The following is a 16,945-nucleotide window of genomic DNA, read 5'->3' on the forward strand; positions in this document are numbered from 1 at the left end:
TCGGCCGAGAACCGTCTGCGTGTCTTCATGCTGGATCGTCCTTTTCATCGGTCGATCCACCTTATGCCCCTGTCTCGGAAACCGGGACCACCTCACACCCCCGGGGCATTGGCGCGGATACGCTTGACGTCGCCGGCAAGAAGAGCCTGCATCACGAGCCCCTGGATGGTGCCGATGAAAAGTATGACAGCGGCCTTTTCATCCAACCCGGCAGCCATTTCACCGCGTTTCTTGCCATCCGCGATGAGAAGACAGAGGCGCTCTCCATACCGCTGGATCAAGGTTTGGGCCATCTGTTTGGCTACCGTTTGCTCAGCGCGCTGCAGTTCTCCAAACAGCATCCTGGGCACGCCGGGATGTTCAGTAATAAAATCAATATGCGCCATGAACGCTGCCTCCAGCGCGCCGAGAGGAGAAGCAGCTCTCGAAGTCGCCTTTTCAATGCGAGCCAGCAGCCGGTCGGAAACCCATTCCATCACTGCCTGAAGGATCGCGTCTTTTGAAGGAAAGTGTCTGAACAGCGCGCCCTGGGTCACCCCCATCCGCTTGGCGATCGCTCCGGTCGTGATATCGGCCGGGTTCTGTTCGGCCGCGAGTTCTATGACGGTCTCGACGGTTATTTCGCGCCGCTCCTCCGCTGGAAGATAGGCTGATCGGGAGATCATTACGTTGCTCCTAAAGATAGTGATTGACTACTACCTAACGATCAGGCAGCTTCGTGGCAAGGTTTAAACGACCATGCGTTTGTAATTTGAACGACCTCGGTTAGCCATAAAAGATTCCGCCAGACACGGAGAGCGCCGTGAACGACGCATCGAAAACCGCAGAACGGAAATCATTACGCTTCCCCACTGCCTTCACCATTCTTTTTGGACTAATCATTCTCGTCGCGGCGCTGACCTGGATCATTCCCGCCGGTCAGTATCAACGCATTCATAACGCTGCGCTCGATCGCGACGTTCCGGTTGCCGGCACCTACCAGGTTACCGAACCCAATCCGCAGGGTATCTTCGACATCATCATGGCGCCGATCGGCGGCCTTTATGATCCGGCCACCAATCAGGCCAACGCCATCGATGTAGCTCTGTTCGTTCTGATCATCGGCGGCTTTATCGGCGTCGTTGCGGCGAGCGGCGCCATAGATGCCGGCATTGCCAGTTCGATGAGGGCGCTCAAGGGTCGCGAGAAATGGATGATCCCGGTGCTGATGGCGGTCTTTGCCTTCGGCGGCACCACCTACGGCATGGCCGAGGAGACACTTGCCTTTTACGTGCTGCTTCTACCTATCATGATCGCGGCCGGCTATGACGCTGTCACGGCCGTGGCGATCATCCTGCTTGGCGCGGGCGTCGGCGTGCTCGGTTCGACGGTTAATGCGTTTGCCACCGTCATCGCTTCCGACGCCGCAGGCGTCCCATTCACCCAAGGCATAGTGCTGCGCTTCGTCATCCTCGGCCTGACGTGGCTCGCCTGCGTGATCTACGTGATGCGCTATGCCGAACGGGTTCGGGCCGACCCAAAGCAGTCGCTTGTATACGACCGCAAGGAAGAAAACGAGGCGCATTTCCTTTCGGCTCACCAGGATGTCGCACGGGAATTTACCACCCTGCACAAGATCGTGCTGGCCATCTTCGGTCTCACCTTCGTCGTCATGATCTGGGGCGTATTGAAGGGTGGCTGGTGGATGGGCGAGATGAGCGGCCTGTTCCTCGCCTCAGCCATCCTGGTGGGCGTGATCTCCCGGCCTGGAGAGGAAAAGTTCGTAGACGCGTTCCTGAACGGTGCGCGCGACCTGCTCGGCGTGGCGCTGATCATTGGCCTTGCCCGCGGTATCGTCGTGGTTATGGATGCCGGCAAGATTACCGACACGATCCTGCATTGGGCCGAGGTATCGGTTTCCGGTCTCTCCGAGATCGTGTTCATTAACGTGATCTACTGGATCGAGGTGCTGCTCTCGTTCTTCGTGCCGTCCTCGTCAGGCCTTGCCGTGCTGTCCATGCCCATTATGGCTCCGGTCGCGGATTTTGCCAGCGTCGGGCGCGACCTTGTCGTCACCGCCTATCAGTCAGCCAACGGCCTGGTGAACCTCATCAATCCCACCTTTGCGGTGGTTATGGGGGCGCTTGCTATCGGGCGAGTGCCTTATGAGCGCTGGCTGCGTTTCGTGTGGCCGCTGCTTGTCATTCTTACCGTCATCATCATGGCGAGCCTCAGCGTCGCTACAATGATTGCCTGAAGGAGAAGACCGTGTCGATTACTTATGGTGTGCATTCGGAAGTGGGCAAGCTCAGGCGGGTACTCGTTGACCGTCCCGGAGCGGCGCTTGCTCGCCTGACCCCGTCAAATTGTCACGAACTGCTGTTCGACGACGTCATCTGGGTCAAGCAGGCTCGTGTCGAGCACATGACCTTCGTCGACGCCATCCGCTATCGCGGGGCAGAGGTGGTTTTCCTGCGCGAGACCCTCGCCGAGACGATGCAGGATATGGAAGCACGCCGCTGGCTGCTTGAGCGGCGCATCAATGAGAACACGGTCGGGGTCGGACTCGCCGACGACCTGAAGACCATGCTGATGGAGGCCGATGCCGACGCGCTGTCGCTCATCCTCATGGGCGGCATGAGCAAAGCGGAACTGACCATCCAACCGAAAGGTGTGCTGGTGCCTGCATTGCGGCCTGAAGATTTTATCCTGCCCCCGCTGCCGAACCATCTTTTCACCCGCGACACCACATGCTGGATCTACGGCGGGGTGACGCTCAACCCCATGCGATGGAATGCGCGCAAGCTGGAAACAGTCAATATTGCGGCCATCTACCGCTTCCATCCTGATTTTCGCGATGCCGATTTCTCCGTATGGTGGGGCGATCCTGAGAATGACTACGGGCTGGCGACCCTGGAAGGCGGTGATGTCATGCCGCTCGGCAACGGCGTGGTGCTCGTCGGCATGGGTGAGCGCACGACGCCTCAGGCCGTTGGCCAGCTTGCCCGTGCACTGTTTGCACAAGGGGCCGCAGAGCGTGTCATCGCCTGCAGACTGCCGGTTGAACGGGCGTCGATGCACCTGGATACGGTCTTTACCTTCTGCGACCGTGACCTCGTCACACTGTTTTCGGAGGTCGTGGACCGCATCACGGCCTATTCGTTGCGGCCGGGTAAGCAGGATTGGCAAATCGACGTACGCGAAGAGACCGGGCATCTCACCGAGGTGGTTGCCGAAGCCATGGGGTTGCCCAAACTGCGCATTGTTCCCACGGGTGGTGATGCCTATGTCGCCGAGCGCGAGCAATGGGATGACGGCAACAACGTCGTGGCGCTCGAGCCCGGCGTGGTCGTCGGCTACGACCGCAACACCTACACCAACACGCAACTGCGCAAGGCGGGCGTGGAAGTCATCACAGTGCCGGGCGCCGAACTTGGGCGCGGGCGCGGCGGCGGCCACTGCATGACCTGTCCATTGGTCCGGGATCCAGTGTGAAGGAGGTGACGCCTTGGCTATCAATCTCAAGGGCCGCAGCGTCCTCAAGCTGCTGGATTTCTCGCCGGACGACATCCGCTTCCTGCTGAGGCTTTCGGCCTCGCTCAAGCAGGCCAAATATGGTGGCTATGAGGAGCCGCGGCTGAAGGGCAAGAACATTGCGCTGATCTTCGATAAGGATTCCACCCGCACCCGCACCGGCTTCGAAGTGGCGGCCTATGACCAGGGCGCGCATGTCACCTATCTCGGGCCGACCGGTACCCAGATCGGCAAGAAAGAATCGATGAAGGACACCGCCCGTGTTCTTGGCCGGCTCTATGACGGTATAGAATATCGAGGTTTTGGCCAGGACCAGGCTGAGACATTGGCAACATGGGCGGGAGTGCCAGTCTATAATGGCCTGACCGACGAATTCCATCCGACTCAAATTCTCGCCGACTTCCTGACCATGCGGGAATACACTCGCAAGCATCTGTCACAGATTGCCTTCTGCTTCCTGGGTGACGCCGGCAACAATATGGGTAATTCGCTGCTGACAGGTGCTGCCCTGATCGGGATGGACGTGCGGCTCGGGGCGCCCAAGGCATGCTGGCCGGATCCTGCGCTGGTGGAGGAAAGTCGAAGGATAGCTGATAAGACAGGCGCCACCATCACATTGACGGAAGACCCACTGGAGGCTGCGCGAGGCTGCGATTTTGTCTATACCGACGTGTGGGTTTCGATGGGCGAACCGGATTCGGTATGGCAGGAACGGATCAAACTTCTAACGCCTTATCGCGTCACCTCCGAAATCATGCTTGGCACCGGCAATCCCCACGCCAAATTCATGCACTGCCTGCCGGCATTCCATAATCGCGAAACCGAGGTCGGCGAGAAGATCTTTCAGCAGTACGGCATCGACGGCATGGAGGTCACCGAGGAGGTGTTCGAATCGGAAGCTTCGATCGTCTTCGACCAGGCGGAAAACCGCATGCATACCATCAAGGCGGTGCTGGTCGCGACGTTGGGTGCATAAGATGAGAGTTGTTGTCGCACTCGGTGGAAATGCCCTGCTCAAACGCGGTGAGCCGATGACGGCCGAGGTTCAGCGCACCAACGTACGCAAGGCGGCAGTGGCGCTCGCCGACCTTGCTCGCCATCATGATATCGTCGTCGCCCATGGCAATGGGCCCCAGGTCGGGCTGCTGGCCCTACAAGCAGCCGCTTACACCGACGTCGCACCCTATCCACTCGATATACTCGGCGCCGAAAGCGTTGGCATGATTGGCTACCTCGTCGAGCAAGAGTTAACCAATGCGCTTCCGCCGAACACGAAAATCGCCACGTTGCTGACCCAGATCGAGGTGGATGGAAACGACCCCGCTTTCTCCCGGCCGGAGAAGCCGATAGGCCCCGTCTACGATGATGCCGAGGCGGCTGGCGTGCGGAAAATCCATGGCTGGCCGCTGGTCGAGGAGGCGAAAGGCAAATGGCGCCGGGTCGTGCCGTCGCCCTTGCCACGTCGCATCACCCAGATCGAGGCGATCCGGCTGCTGGTTGATCAGAGCGTCGTGGTTGTTTGCGCCGGAGGCGGCGGCATCCCCGTTATCCGCAACATCGATGACGATCTTGAAGGCGTCGAGGCAGTGATCGACAAGGATCGTGCCGCCGGTCTGCTTGCAGAGCAACTTACAGCTGACGCCTTCCTCATGCTGACCGACGTCGATGCCGTATATGCAAACTGGGGAACACAACAGCAAAAGCCGATCCGACACTCAACCCCAGGCGATCTCTCTGCACAGTCGTTCGCAGCCGGCTCGATGGAGCCGAAGGTAGAGGCGGCCTGCGCTTTTGCATCGGTCAAAGGTCGCACCGCCGGGATAGGGCGACTTGAAGACGCGCGCGAGATCCTGGAAGGCAGAAAAGGAACCGTCATACGACAGATTTGATCCTATCACGGCGCGAGTGGTGGCCACAACCGGATCGGTTGACAGATCGAAGCGTGCATGGATGCCAGCCATCGGCTCCGTCCACGAACTATGGAGTTCTTTGAAATGCGAGAGAAAACCAGAACAACCCGACCGGCTCAGCAAAGCGGCATCAAGGACGTCAGGCCTATTCCGCCGGTTCTGATCGATAAGATGATCGGCGATGAGGGCTTCAAGGCGATTGATCGCACGTGGTCGGCATTTCGCGCCAGGTCGAACGGCGGAATCTCGCCTGCCGCGCTCGGACTTGCACTATTTGACTGGTCGATACATCTCGCCTCCGCGCCCGGCAAGCAAATGGAGCTGGCGATCAAGGCCAATCAGAAGGCAGCTCGGCTGCTGTCTTATGCCATGACCGCAAGCATTGATCCCGAAACACCTGCTTGCGTCGAACCGCTTCCTGGAGACCGGCGCTTTATTGGCGAAGAATGGAAAAGGCAGCCCTTCAAACTCTGGGCCCAAGCCTTTCTTCTCCACCAGCAGTGGTGGCATAACAGCACGCATTCCGTTCCCGGTGTCACTCCACATCATGAGGATATGGTTTCATTCGGCGCCCGGCAATTTCTCGATATGCTTTCGCCCGCCAACAATCCATTCACCAACCCGGAAGTGCTGGATAAAACCATCAAAACAGGCGGCATGAATTTTGTGCATGGTCTGCAGAACTGGGCGGAAGACGTCAGCCGTATCGCGACGGGTCAAATGCCCGTTGGGACTGAGAATTACATTGTCGGCAAGGACGTTGCGGTCACGCCCGGAAAGGTCGTGTATCGCAACGACCTTATTGAACTGATCCAGTATGCACCGGCGACGGATGCGGTGGTGGCGGAGCCGGTGCTGATCGTGCCGGCCTGGATCATGAAATATTATATCCTCGACCTGTCGCCGCAGAACTCACTGATCCGATATCTGGTAGGCAAGGGCCACACCGTCTTTTGCATTTCATGGCGCAACCCGACTGCTGAAGATCGGGAACTGTCGATGGACGATTATCGGCGTCAGGGGATCATGGCTGCGCTCGATGCGATCAACGCCATCATTCCGGATCAGAAGATACATGCGACGGGCTATTGTCTCGGGGGCACCCTACTGGCAATTGCCGCAGCATCCATGGCGTGCCGCAGGGATGAGCGGCTGGCGTCACTCACCTTGCTTGGCGCGCAGACCGACTTCACCGAGCCTGGTGAATTGGCGCTGTTCATCGACCATAGCCAGATGCATTTCCTCGAAAGCATGATGTGGAACCGCGGCTATCTATCTGCTGATCAGATGGCCGGCGCCTTTCAGCTTCTGCGCTCAAACGACCTCATCTGGTCGCGGCTGATACGAGAGTACCTTATGGGCGAGCGCACCGAGATGATCGACCTGATGGCGTGGAACGCCGATTCCACGCGTATGCCCTACCGTATGCATACCGAATATCTACAGCGGCTCTACCTGGATAACGAATTGGCCGCCGGACGGTTCATGGTGGACGGGCGCCCCGCGGCACTTCAGAACATTCATATCCCGATCTTTGTCGTCGGCACGGAGCGCGATCATGTGGCGCCATGGCGTTCAGTCTACAAGATCCACTATCTAAGCGATGCCGATATCACCTTTGTTCTGGCAAGTGGCGGCCACAATGCAGGGATCGTCAGTGAACCCGGCAGGCCTCGTCGCCACTATCGCATCGCCGTCAAACGAGCCGCCGATTTTTGCCGAAGCGCGGATGAATGGGCTGAGTATGCAGAGGCAAAGCAGGGTTCCTGGTGGGAAGAATGGGTCGATTGGCTGACCGCGAATTCCACCACTGAACGTGTGTCTCCACCCGCTGCTCCGGGTGCTGCGGAGAAAGGTTACAAGCCGATCGAAGATGCGCCAGGCACATATGTTTTGCAAAGATGAGCTGACGATGGACGATTTTCTTCGGAACAGAACATTCGATCAGCTTCAGCCTGGCGATACCGCTTCTATCCAGCGCTTGGTAGCGCGTGATGATCTTGACCTGTTCGCGGCGGTATCCGGAGATGTCAATCCTGCTCATCTTGATGGTGCATTTGCTGCAACAACTCAATTCGGTCATGTCGTTGCTCACGGCATGTGGACGGCCGCATTGATCTCAGCCGTTCTGGGCACCAAGCTTCCCGGCCCTGGAACCATCTATCTCGGTCAGGACTTGCAATTCATCAAGCCCGTCGCATTGGGAGATACGGTCACTGCAACGGTGACCGTTAAGGAAAAGCAGGCTCAAAAGAGTATCGTGATACTTGACACGGTTTGCACCAACCAACGTAATGAAGAGGTGCTCCGGGGCGTAGCGACGGTTGTTGCGCCAGAGCACAATGTTGAGTGGTCGCGGATGCGCCTGCCTGATGTGACGTTAAGGCGGCACGATCGCTTCGATGCCTTTATCAAGAAAGCGCGTGCCGCCCAGCCGGTCTGCGCTGCAATTGTCCATCCTTGCTCGGCCTCCGCAATTATGGGGGCATTGGAAGCTCGAAATGAGGGGCTGCTCAATCCGATTCTTGTCGGACCAGAAGCCAAGATCCGGGCAGCGGCACAAGCCACACAGATATCGCTCGATGGTTTGGCGATCGAGCCGGTAGAGCACAGCCATGCCGCCGCCGCGCGAGCTGTCGAACTCGCGGTGACAGGGAAGGTGTCGGTGCTGGTCAAGGGTAGTCTGCACACGGACGAATTGCTGGGTGCGGTTATTGCGCAGGGCTCCGGGCTCAGGACCGAACGGCGCATCAGTCATATCTATGCGATGGACGTGCCCGCCTACGATAAGCCTCTTATCGTGACCGACGCTGCCATCAACATCCAGCCGTCATTGGAGCACAAACGGGATATCTGTCAGAATGCCATCGATTTGATGCGCTTGCTGGGGAAAGAAAGGCCGCGCGTTGCGGTTCTGGCGGCCGTCGAGACCGTCAACGCCAAAATGCCGGCGACCCTTGACGCGGCAGCCTTGACGGTCATGGCCGCCCGCGGCCAGATCACTGGTGCAGATGTCGATGGCCCGCTCGCCTTCGACAATGCCATCAATCTCGACGCCGCCCGAACGAAAGGCATCGCCTCGTCCGTGGCAGGGCAAGCCGACATTCTGCTCGTGCCGGACCTTGAAGCCGGAAATATGCTGGCAAAACAGTTGATCTATTTTGCGGGCGCCACCGCCGCCGGGCTCGTGCTGGGCGCCCGTGTCCCTATCGTATTGAACAGTCGGTCGGATCCACTCTCGGCACGCATCGCATCGGCTGCGTTGGCAAAGCTGGTTGCCGCCTCCCAGCCGATAGAGGGGCTGTTGTCGTGACCGACGCCACTCTTCTTTCATTTAATGCCGGCTCTTCGAGCGTGAAGATCGGAGTCTTCCGGATCGACGCAAATGGGCCGGTCAAAATAACACGCGGAACAATCGATTTTCATAGGGATCCGCTGACATTTTACCTGGGAGAGGGGGCCGACCGGATTGATTTCGAACTCGAAGCCAATCCCGGTGATGACCTCTTCAAAATCCTTTCCAAAACCTTTTCCTGCTTGTCGAGCCATGTTGACATCGGCCGGATCGCGGCAATCGGGCACCGGGTTGTGCATGGCGGTGATTGGTTCGCAGGGCCGACGCTGCTTGATCACAGCACGATTGGTGTGATCGAGGCGCTAACGCCCTTTGCTCCCCTGCATCAGCCGCAGAGTTTAGGCCTGATTCAGGCTGTACGCGAAATCCGACCTGATCTGCCGCAAGCCGCGTCCTTCGACACCGCGTTTCACCGCACCAATGCGGCAGTTGTCCGCCGGTTTGCCATCCCTCGCGGTATGCACGATAGAGGCATCAAGCGTTACGGGTTTCATGGCCTGTCGTACAAATCCATCGCCACCGAACTGACGCGTCGCACGCCCGAAATTGCCGCCGGCAAGGTGGTCATCGCACATCTCGGCAGTGGCGCAAGCCTTTGCGCAATCGAAGGAGGCAAAAGCAGGGATACCAGCATGGGATTTTCGACACTTGATGGCATTCCCATGGCGACCCGGTGCGGCGCGCTTGACCCTGGCGTTCTACTACACATGCTCGAGGTGGAGCAGCAGACACCCGCGCAACTGGCGGACGTGCTTTATCATCGTTCCGGCCTTCTCGGCGTTTCTGGCCTTAGCGCCGACAGTCGCGAACTCCTCCAAAGCGAGGAGCCGGAGGCGCGGGAAGCGATTGAGCTTTTCACATTTCGTATCGCGGGTGAGGTCGCGCGGCTTGCTACAACGCTTGGGGGTATTGATGCACTGGTTTTCACGGCCGGTGTCGGCGAAAACCAACCCTCGATCAGGGCTGACGTTTGCGCCCACCTGATGTGGCTTGGGGTTGATCTTGACCCGGCTGCGAATGCGGTGAACGCAGCCGTGATCAGCAGCCCCGCCAGCCGAATAGCAGTTTTGGTTGTCCCTACGGATGAAGAGCAGGTCATTGCGGATGAAGCACATCACGTGCTTGGGAGCGAGCTTTGCTGAGCGCTATTTTCAGGCCTCCGTCGAAAGCTCCTGCGCCTCATATCCGCGAGCAGGTCTCGCACGGCAACGCGATGAATGCTTGCAGACATCCAGGGAGATGGACGCCCGTTGAGTTGCATCAAGGATTTGTCTGCCATGAGGGTTATAAAATACCTCAAACTTATCACGATGTAAAACCAAGCATATCTCGTCGGAGTTTGAGCAGGCCTTGTTTGGCCATGTTCAGGTTGAATGAAAGGAAGATCCCATGAAGGCAGCGTTGTGGTACAAGGCCAATGACATTCGTGTCGAAGACGTGGCAGAGCCTACGCCAGGGCCTGGGCAGGTGAAGATCAAGGTCAAGTGGACTGGCATCTGCGGAAGCGATCTTCACGAATATGTGGCTGGACCGATATTTATTCCGGTGGGCTCGCCCCATCCCGTCAGCCACGAGGTCGCACCCATTGTCATGGGGCATGAATTTTCAGGCGAGGTCGCAGCGGTCGGTGATGGCGTCACCCGTCTCAAGGCGGGTGATCGCGTCGTCGTCGAGCCGATCCTGGCCTGTGGCCATTGTGATGCATGTAGACACGGCAAGTACAATCTTTGCGATAGCCTGGGCTTCCATGGCCTTTCCGGTGGAGGTGGCGGGTTCTCGGCCCATACGGTCGTTGGGGAACGCTGGGTTCATAAAATGCCGGAGGGATTGAGCTTCGAACAAGGTGCCTTGGTGGAACCGGCGGCAGTTGCCTTGCATGCCGTTCGCGTGTCGAGCTTCAAGCCAGGAGGGACCGCTGCCGTCTTCGGAGCGGGTCCAATTGGCCTGCTGGTCGTCGAAGCACTGAAAGTTGCGGGAGCACGGATGATTCACGTGGTCGAATTATCCGAGCAGCGTGCGGCGAAAGCCCTTGAATTGGGCGCAACCAGCGTCATCGATCCGTCGAAGGAAGATGCCGTTCAGCGCATCAGAGATTTCATCGACGGTGGGGTAGATGTCGCATTCGAGGTTACCGGCGTTCCTTCGGTGCTCCAGCAATGTATCGACGCAACCCGTTACGAAGGAGAAACGATCATCGTCTCGATTTGGGAAAAGGAAGCTGCAGTGCAGCCGAACACGGTGGTTCTCAAAGAGCGCAATCTAAAAGGCACGATCGCTTATCGTGACGTCTTCCCGGCGGTGATGGATTTGATGGTTCAGGGTTATTTTTCTGCTGAGCGCCTGGTCACCAAACGTATTGAGCTTGATGATATCGTGCCGGAAGGATTTGAGACGCTGGTCGCCGAGAAAAGTCAAATCAAGATTCTGGTGCGCGCACCCGAATAACAAAGCCACATCAGGAAGGCAGGGCGTGGCGTATGCCACGTCTTTTCGGCTATCTGATAAGATCAAGCGTACAGTCTATACTACAACCTTGAGAATTACTGTGATCTCTCTGAATTAAACATCATCCGGATCGAGAAATGACCGATTTAACCACCGTCGCTGAAAATGAAATCATCAATCTTACGATTGATGTCGTCTCGGCTTATGTCAGCCATAATCCGGTTCCAGTTGCCGAGCTTCCCGGTCTTATCGCGGATGTCCACGCAGCGATAAACGGACTTCGGTCTACTCCCCAATTGGAGGTGCAGGAAAAGGCTTTGCCGGCCGTACCCGCCCGCAAATCGGTAACCCCGGATTTTCTGATCTGCCTAGAGGACGGCAAGAAATTCAAGTCCCTGAAGCGTCATTTGGCAACACATCATAACCTTACACCGGACGAATACCGGCAGAAGTGGAACCTACCGGCGGATTATCCGATGGTCTCGCCCAGTTATTCGAACGAACGATCGGTAATGGCGAAAACTATGGGCCTCGGCCGCAAGCGCACGTCCTCTAAAGAGTCAGCGAAGACCGTGGCACCTGCGAGTCGCAAGAAGATTGGGCTGAAGTTCACTTGATAGCAGAGCGGGTAGCTTCTTGTCCGCTCATGGCTTTGGAACGGACATCGCCGGCAGACCTCCGGACGTCAACGTATTGACCGCCTCATGCTGGCTGAGGAAGACGTTTCCGTTGAGATGCTGAAGGAATCGCGTGATTTCCAGCCGATCCATTACTGGGCCTTTCACCTCCGAGAGATGAAAGCCAATGCCTGCGTCGGTGAGGCGGCGATTGATTTCCTCCAGGCTTTCGAGCGCGGATGCATCGATGGCATTGACGGCCGAGCACATCAGAATGACATGCCGCACGTCCGGCCGCTCGGCGATATATGCCGCGATCGTGTCCTCGAGGAAGCGCGAGTTAGCAAAATAGAGGCTTTCATCTACTCGGATCGACAGGAGTTCCGGGGCGGTGAGGACAGGATGCCGTTCGACATTCCGGTAATGCTCTGTGCCAGGCACCTGACCGACAATGGCGATGTGCGGCTTGCTGGTCCGGTAAAGATGCAGCAATAGCGAAAGCGCGACGCCGGCGATGACACCAAGTTCTACACCCCATCCGAGCGTGACGAGGATCGTGGCGGCCATGGCAGCAAAGTCGGATTTCGAATAGGCAAATACCCGACGAACGGCTCCAAAATCTACCAGTGAAAGCACCGCGACAATGATCGTAGCCGCGAGCGTTGCCTGCGGCAGGCTCGCCAGTAAGGGGGTCAGGAACAGGGCGGCGAGCGCGATGCCGATGGCGGTGAACACACCGGCGGCCGGTGTTTGCGCGCCGGCATCGAAATTGACCACCGAGCGGGCGAAGCCACCAGTGACCGGATAGCCGGATGAAAGACCGGCGGCGATATTGGCCGCGCCGAGGCCGATCAGCTCCTGGTCGGGATCGATCCGCTGGCGGCGCTTAGCGGCGAGCGTCTGCCCGACCGAGACGGATTCGACGAAGCCAACCACCGAAATCAGGAATGCCGGGACCAGCAAGGCGGAGACGAGGTCGACGGAAAAAGCAGGCACGCCGAACGTCGGCAGGCCCTGCGGGATCTCGCCGACAAGGGCGACGCCCCGTGCGCCGAGATTGAGGCCGGTGGCAAGCGCGACTGTCACGCCAACCGCGAGTATCGGCGCGGCCTTCGTCATCATGTCGGCAGGACGCACCGGAATGCGGATCGCAACCAGCAGGGGCTTCAGATGCTTGCGGGCAAAAAACAGAAAAGACAAAACGCCGGTACCGATGGCAAACGTTACTGGGTTAATCGCCGTGAGTTGACCAGAAAGGGGCCCAACAATCTCAGGAACAGTGTTGCCACCGCCTGGCACACCGAGGATATGCCGAAGCTGGCTGGCGGCGATCAACAGACCGGATGCAGTGATGAAACCCGAGATCACCGGGTGCGACAGGAAATTGGCCAGAAAGCCGAGTCGAAAGATCCCCATGAGCACCAGCATGCCGCCGGAGAGTAGAGCGAGCACGGTGGCAGCGGTCAGATAATCAAGCGTTCCTCCGGCCGCGAATTCACCGACTGCGGAGGCGGTCATGAGTGAGACGATGGCGACAGGCCCCACCGCAAGCGTCCGGCTGGTCCCAAAAATCGCATAAGCGACCAGTGGCAGGATCGAGGCATAGAGCCCGATTTCCGCCGGCAAGCCGGCAAGCATGGCATAAGCCAGTGACGTAATTGCCCACCCCTTGTCAGCGACGTGAATTTCTGAATCGATGGCGGGATGGATCGTGGTGATTTGCAGCGGCTGACGAAAGACGAGCTGATTGATCTGGTGCTGAGGATTCAGCGTCCTGAGAAGACGTCACGGACGTCTTCGAAGCCGCCTTCGAGCGATCGCAAGAAACGCCGCGAGAAGGCCAGGCCAGGCGGCGCCAAGCCCGGTCATGAAGGTCACAGCCGGACGATGAGTGAGGATTTCGATCGCGTTGTCGATCATCATCCCGACCAATGCCCCTGCTGCCACATCAGCCTGCCCGGCGATCTTCCCACCACGACCGTCAGCCAATATGACAAGATCGAACTTCCCGAGATCAAGCCGATGATCGAGCGCCATCGGCGTCTGTCGGTTCAGTGCCCGTCATGCGGCAAGCTGGTCATCGCGCCCGTGCCGAAGGCGGCGAAGGGAACGCCGTTCGGGCCGCGTCTGCACGCGGTGGCAACCTACCTCAAGACCTTCCAGGCTATGTCTTACGAGCGGCTCCAGGGAGCGTTTGCGGACCTGTTCGGCTTGCGCATCAGCCAGGGTGGCCTGATGAACATGCTGCGCCGGGCGCAAGCGACCTTCGCGGCCGATCGTGACAAGGCGGTCTTGGCGCTGCGACAGGCGAAGGTGGTCGCCTCCGACGAGACCGGTGTCCGGATCGAAGGAAGCAACGCCTATCAATGGGTGTTCCGCTGCTCGCAGGCGGTGGTCCATCAAGCGGCCCCGACACGCGGCGCCGTCGTGGTCCGGACGCTGATGGACGGACACCGCCCCGCTGTCTGGTGCTCCGATCGTTACGTGGCGCAACAGGGACATGCCGACGCGCACCAGACGTGCCTTGCCCATCTTGCCCGCGACGTTGCTTACGCCGACGAGGCGAGCGACGACTTTCTGCCCTCGCGGCTCAGGCTTTGGCTGCGAAGAGCCTTCGCCCTGGCCGATGGTATCGAAACACTCGCCGCATCGACCATTGCCGCCAAGCGCCGTGCGCTGGAGCGAAGTCTCGACGATATCCTGGCCACGGCCACGTCATGCGAGTTCGCTCGCGCTGTCCAGCACAAGTTCCGGCGGGCCCGCGATCAGCTTCTGACCTTTGCCCTCTGGCCGGGTTTGGTCGAGGCAACCAACAACGGCTGCGAGCGCGCACTGCGACCCGCCGTCATCCAGCGCAAGGTCACCAACGGCTATCGCGCCATGTGGGCCGCAAAGGGCGAGGCCGACATCCGCACCGTCGTCGACACCGCTCGTCTGCGCCCCGGAACCAACGCCTTCAAGACCATCCTCCAGACCGTCAGCGCCTGAAGTGCAGCCGGGGGCGTGGGCAATTACCCAGTGACTGCGGGATCAACATGACGGTGACGATAACGGCCGCCAGGAGGTCGCCAGTCAGCGTGCTGACATCGTATGTCTTGCTCCATTGCAGAACAGGAAAGATTTTCGAGAGTTTGGTCATCAACTGAACGCTGGCGAACGGATGGAAAGGGTGGGCGCGGCCGGAATTGGGCTAGGCCGGCCGCGCCCGGCTCGAACGGTTGGGGGGGTAAGTTACCGTTCGAGTAACGAATAAAGAATGGCGGCGCGGGTCCCCGAACGACAATAACCCAGGACCGGCCCGTCGATGGTTGCCATTACTTTCTTGAAGCGCTCCGCCTGGTCGACTGTTGGAACAGAAGAAACCGGAATGTAAAATGCCTTCATCCCACGCTTTCTGGCTTCGCCAGCTATCTCTTCAAAAGTCGGTTGGTTTGGCTGTTCATTGTCCGGCCTGACACAAATAACGGCGGCATAACCCTGCTCGGCCAACATGGGGATATCTTCAGGTCTGATCTGATTTGCTGTGGCAAACCGCTCATGCCTGAGCTTGATGTGCACTTTTCGAGGTTGCCCAAAGAGGTTAAAGGGCCACATGGCTTGTTATCTTCCTGCGCTCATATCGTCTTGCGATGGCACAGGCTGTGCAAACCGCAATCCATCTCGATACGATAGACCTTCATCCTGAGTGTCCTTTCAGCATCACCCACTGTCACGCCTTACTGGCAAAACAGGCGATGCATGATGTGAATAAAAGATTCGATGCGCGGATCGGATAGCCGGTAAAAGACCTGTTTGCCTTCCTTGCGCCCGGTAATCAGTCCTGCTCGACGTAGTTCAGAAAGCTGTTGGGACAGCCCTGGTTGGCGGATGCCGAGCCCATCTTCCAGCTCGCGCACGGAGCGTTCGCCCCCGATAAGGGTGCAGGCGATCAGCAGCCGATCAGGGTTGGAGAACTTCTTGAGGAAGGCGGTTGCTTCCCCCACTTTCCCCTTGAGTGCCTGAGCTTCATCCAAAAGCAGCATCATGCCCATCAACCGCCCCAGGCGGCACCTTCGAGCAGGTTCATCGGGATCTTGAGATAGCGCCGGCCGTTGTCCTCGGGTGCCGGAAGCCGTCCGGCATTGGTGTTGATCTGCAGGGCGTGCAGGATCAGCTTGGGCATGGGAAGCGTCTTGTCGCGGGCTTCGCGCGCGGCCACGAATTCGGCTTCGGTCTTGTGGACCGACATATGGATGTTTTTTGCCTTTTGCTCGGCGACGGTCGATTCCCACAAAGGCTCGCGGCCGCCGGGCCGGTAATCATGGCCGGTGAAGATGCGGGTCTCGTCCGGCAGTGCCAGGATGTCCTGAATGGATTTCCAGAGTTGCGTGGCGCTGCCGCCGGGGAAATCGGCGCGGGCCGTGCCTGAATCGGGCATGAACAGCGTATCATGGACAAAGGCTGCATCACCGATGACATAGGTGATCGAGGCCAGGGTGTGGCCGGGCGAGAACATCACGCTGGCTGGGATGTTGCCGACCTTAAAGGTCTCGCCGTTGGCGAAGAGCTTGTCCCATTGCGACCCGTCGGCGCGAAAGTCGGGCCAGTTGTAAAACCCTTTCCAGAGCTTCTGGACGTCGATGACTCTCTCGCCGATGGCCGTCGGCGCACCGGTCTTCTCCTTGAGATAGGCAGCCGCCGTGAAATGGTCCGCGTGGGGGTGCGTATCGAGAATCCATTCGACCTCATAGCCCCGGCCGGTGATGAACTTGAGAATGGTGTCAGCATGGGCGGTCGCCGTCGCAGCTGACTTCTCGTCATAGTCGAGCACCGGGTCGATGATGACGCATGTCCTCGTCTCGGGATCGGCAACGACATACTGGATCGACCCCGTGCGCTGATCGTAGAAGCCGGTGACCTCGGGCTTGGGTGTCATGAAGCTATCCTCACATTGCCTTTCGAGAGCTCATAGGAACCATCATTATAAATATATCGCATTCGAAATTTTGCAATAATTGTTCAGCAATCGTTTTCCCTGAATGCCGGAAGCCGTCGTTGATCGTTGCGGATCGCGGGCGATTCACCGTTGACGAGACTCGCTCATACGAATTAGAGTAAGTAATTAC

The 16,945-nt window shown here is 58.5% G+C and carries 14 protein-coding genes and 1 pseudogene; 10 read left to right on the forward strand and 5 right to left on the reverse strand.

The window, feature by feature from the left end:
• Nucleotides 1-92: 92 nt before the first annotated feature.
• On the reverse strand, nucleotides 93-665 hold the full coding sequence (locus ABID44_RS11440; RefSeq protein WP_354151849.1) for a TetR/AcrR family transcriptional regulator: 573 nt from the start codon (nucleotides 663-665) through the stop codon (nucleotides 93-95).
• Nucleotides 666-802: 137 nt separating this feature from the next.
• On the opposite strand from ABID44_RS11440, the gene ABID44_RS11445 reads away from it, so the two are divergent.
• The 9 genes from ABID44_RS11445 to ABID44_RS11485 all read left to right on the forward strand — a co-directional run bounded on the left by ABID44_RS11445 (nucleotide 803) and on the right by ABID44_RS11485 (nucleotide 11,840).
• Nucleotides 803-2,236, forward strand: a complete 1,434-nt coding sequence (locus tag ABID44_RS11445) for a YfcC family protein (protein WP_354151850.1) — start codon at nucleotides 803-805, stop codon at nucleotides 2,234-2,236.
• Nucleotides 2,237-2,247: 11 nt separating this feature from the next.
• On the forward strand, nucleotides 2,248-3,474 hold the full coding sequence (arcA, locus tag ABID44_RS11450) for an arginine deiminase (protein WP_354151851.1): 1,227 nt from the start codon (nucleotides 2,248-2,250) through the stop codon (nucleotides 3,472-3,474).
• A gap of 13 nt (nucleotides 3,475-3,487) precedes the next feature.
• Nucleotides 3,488-4,489 carry an ornithine carbamoyltransferase gene (argF, locus tag ABID44_RS11455; RefSeq protein ID WP_354151852.1) on the forward strand — a complete coding sequence of 334 codons (1,002 nt, stop codon included), beginning with the start codon at nucleotides 3,488-3,490 and terminating at the stop codon, nucleotides 4,487-4,489.
• A 1-nt stretch (nucleotide 4,490) separates the two neighbouring features.
• Nucleotides 4,491-5,402: a carbamate kinase gene (gene arcC, locus ABID44_RS11460; RefSeq protein WP_354151853.1), complete on the forward strand. Its 912-nt coding sequence runs from the start codon at nucleotides 4,491-4,493 to the stop codon at nucleotides 5,400-5,402.
• A 105-nt stretch (nucleotides 5,403-5,507) separates the two neighbouring features.
• Nucleotides 5,508-7,328 carry a PHA/PHB synthase family protein gene (locus ABID44_RS11465; RefSeq protein WP_378226827.1) on the forward strand — a complete coding sequence of 607 codons (1,821 nt, stop codon included), beginning with the start codon at nucleotides 5,508-5,510 and terminating at the stop codon, nucleotides 7,326-7,328.
• A gap of 7 nt (nucleotides 7,329-7,335) precedes the next feature.
• On the forward strand, nucleotides 7,336-8,736 hold the full coding sequence (locus ABID44_RS11470; RefSeq protein ID WP_354151854.1) for a bifunctional enoyl-CoA hydratase/phosphate acetyltransferase: 1,401 nt from the start codon (nucleotides 7,336-7,338) through the stop codon (nucleotides 8,734-8,736).
• A complete protein-coding gene (locus ABID44_RS11475) occupies nucleotides 8,733-9,920 on the forward strand; it encodes an acetate/propionate family kinase (protein WP_354151855.1) in 1,188 nt (395 codons plus the stop codon). Before ABID44_RS11470 ends, ABID44_RS11475 begins: the two co-directional genes overlap by 4 nt.
• A 247-nt stretch (nucleotides 9,921-10,167) precedes the next feature.
• Nucleotides 10,168-11,223, forward strand: a complete 1,056-nt coding sequence (locus ABID44_RS11480) for a 2,3-butanediol dehydrogenase (RefSeq protein ID WP_354151856.1) — start codon at nucleotides 10,168-10,170, stop codon at nucleotides 11,221-11,223.
• 137 nt (nucleotides 11,224-11,360) lie between these two features.
• Nucleotides 11,361-11,840 carry a Ros/MucR family transcriptional regulator gene (locus tag ABID44_RS11485; RefSeq protein WP_354151857.1) on the forward strand — a complete coding sequence of 160 codons (480 nt, stop codon included), beginning with the start codon at nucleotides 11,361-11,363 and terminating at the stop codon, nucleotides 11,838-11,840.
• Nucleotides 11,841-11,867: 27 nt separating this feature from the next.
• Here ABID44_RS11485 and ABID44_RS11490 read toward each other — a convergent pair.
• A pseudogene (locus ABID44_RS11490) lies at nucleotides 11,868-13,493 on the reverse strand (SulP family inorganic anion transporter); the annotation flags it as partial.
• A gap of 51 nt (nucleotides 13,494-13,544) precedes the next feature.
• Between ABID44_RS11490 and tnpC the strand changes: the two are divergent.
• The gene (tnpC, locus tag ABID44_RS11495; protein WP_354151858.1) at nucleotides 13,545-14,828 is read left to right on the forward strand and encodes an IS66 family transposase; all 1,284 of its coding nucleotides are present in this window, start codon (nucleotides 13,545-13,547) and stop codon (nucleotides 14,826-14,828) included.
• A gap of 243 nt (nucleotides 14,829-15,071) precedes the next feature.
• On the opposite strand, the gene ABID44_RS11500 is transcribed toward tnpC, so the two are convergent.
• From ABID44_RS11500 to ABID44_RS11510, 3 genes are all read right to left on the reverse strand, one after another.
• Nucleotides 15,072-15,398, reverse strand: a complete 327-nt coding sequence (locus ABID44_RS11500) for a protein tyrosine phosphatase family protein (protein ID WP_354151859.1) — start codon at nucleotides 15,396-15,398, stop codon at nucleotides 15,072-15,074.
• A 158-nt stretch (nucleotides 15,399-15,556) separates the two neighbouring features.
• A complete protein-coding gene (locus tag ABID44_RS11505) occupies nucleotides 15,557-15,871 on the reverse strand; it encodes an ArsR/SmtB family transcription factor (protein ID WP_378226826.1) in 315 nt (104 codons plus the stop codon).
• Nucleotides 15,871-16,755 carry an MBL fold metallo-hydrolase gene (locus tag ABID44_RS11510; RefSeq protein WP_354151860.1) on the reverse strand — a complete coding sequence of 295 codons (885 nt, stop codon included), beginning with the start codon at nucleotides 16,753-16,755 and terminating at the stop codon, nucleotides 15,871-15,873. The genes ABID44_RS11505 and ABID44_RS11510 overlap by 1 nt, the downstream gene beginning before the upstream one ends.
• Between the last annotated feature and the right edge of the window lie 190 nt (nucleotides 16,756-16,945).

The organism is Aquamicrobium ahrensii (assembly GCF_040545755.1).
Classification (GTDB): domain Bacteria; phylum Pseudomonadota; class Alphaproteobacteria; order Rhizobiales; family Rhizobiaceae; genus Mesorhizobium; species Mesorhizobium ahrensii.

Excerpts from the sequence above, each read along its gene's own strand:
- ABID44_RS11440 (WP_354151849.1), bottom strand. The coding sequence starts at position 665 with ATGATCTCCCGATCAGCCTATCTTCCAGCGGAGGAGCGGCGCGAAATA.
- tnpC (WP_354151858.1), top strand. The coding sequence starts at position 13,545 with ATGGATCGTGGTGATTTGCAGCGGCTGACGAAAGACGAGCTGATTGAT.
- ABID44_RS11470 (WP_354151854.1), top strand. The coding sequence starts at position 7,336 with ATGGACGATTTTCTTCGGAACAGAACATTCGATCAGCTTCAGCCTGGC.
- ABID44_RS11510 (WP_354151860.1), bottom strand. The coding sequence starts at position 16,755 with ATGACACCCAAGCCCGAGGTCACCGGCTTCTACGATCAGCGCACGGGG.
- ABID44_RS11465 (WP_378226827.1), top strand. The coding sequence starts at position 5,508 with ATGCGAGAGAAAACCAGAACAACCCGACCGGCTCAGCAAAGCGGCATC.
- ABID44_RS11480 (WP_354151856.1), top strand. The coding sequence starts at position 10,168 with ATGAAGGCAGCGTTGTGGTACAAGGCCAATGACATTCGTGTCGAAGAC.
- ABID44_RS11505 (WP_378226826.1), bottom strand. The coding sequence starts at position 15,871 with ATGGGCATGATGCTGCTTTTGGATGAAGCTCAGGCACTCAAGGGGAAA.
- arcC (WP_354151853.1), top strand. The coding sequence starts at position 4,491 with ATGAGAGTTGTTGTCGCACTCGGTGGAAATGCCCTGCTCAAACGCGGT.
- ABID44_RS11485 (WP_354151857.1), top strand. The coding sequence starts at position 11,361 with ATGACCGATTTAACCACCGTCGCTGAAAATGAAATCATCAATCTTACG.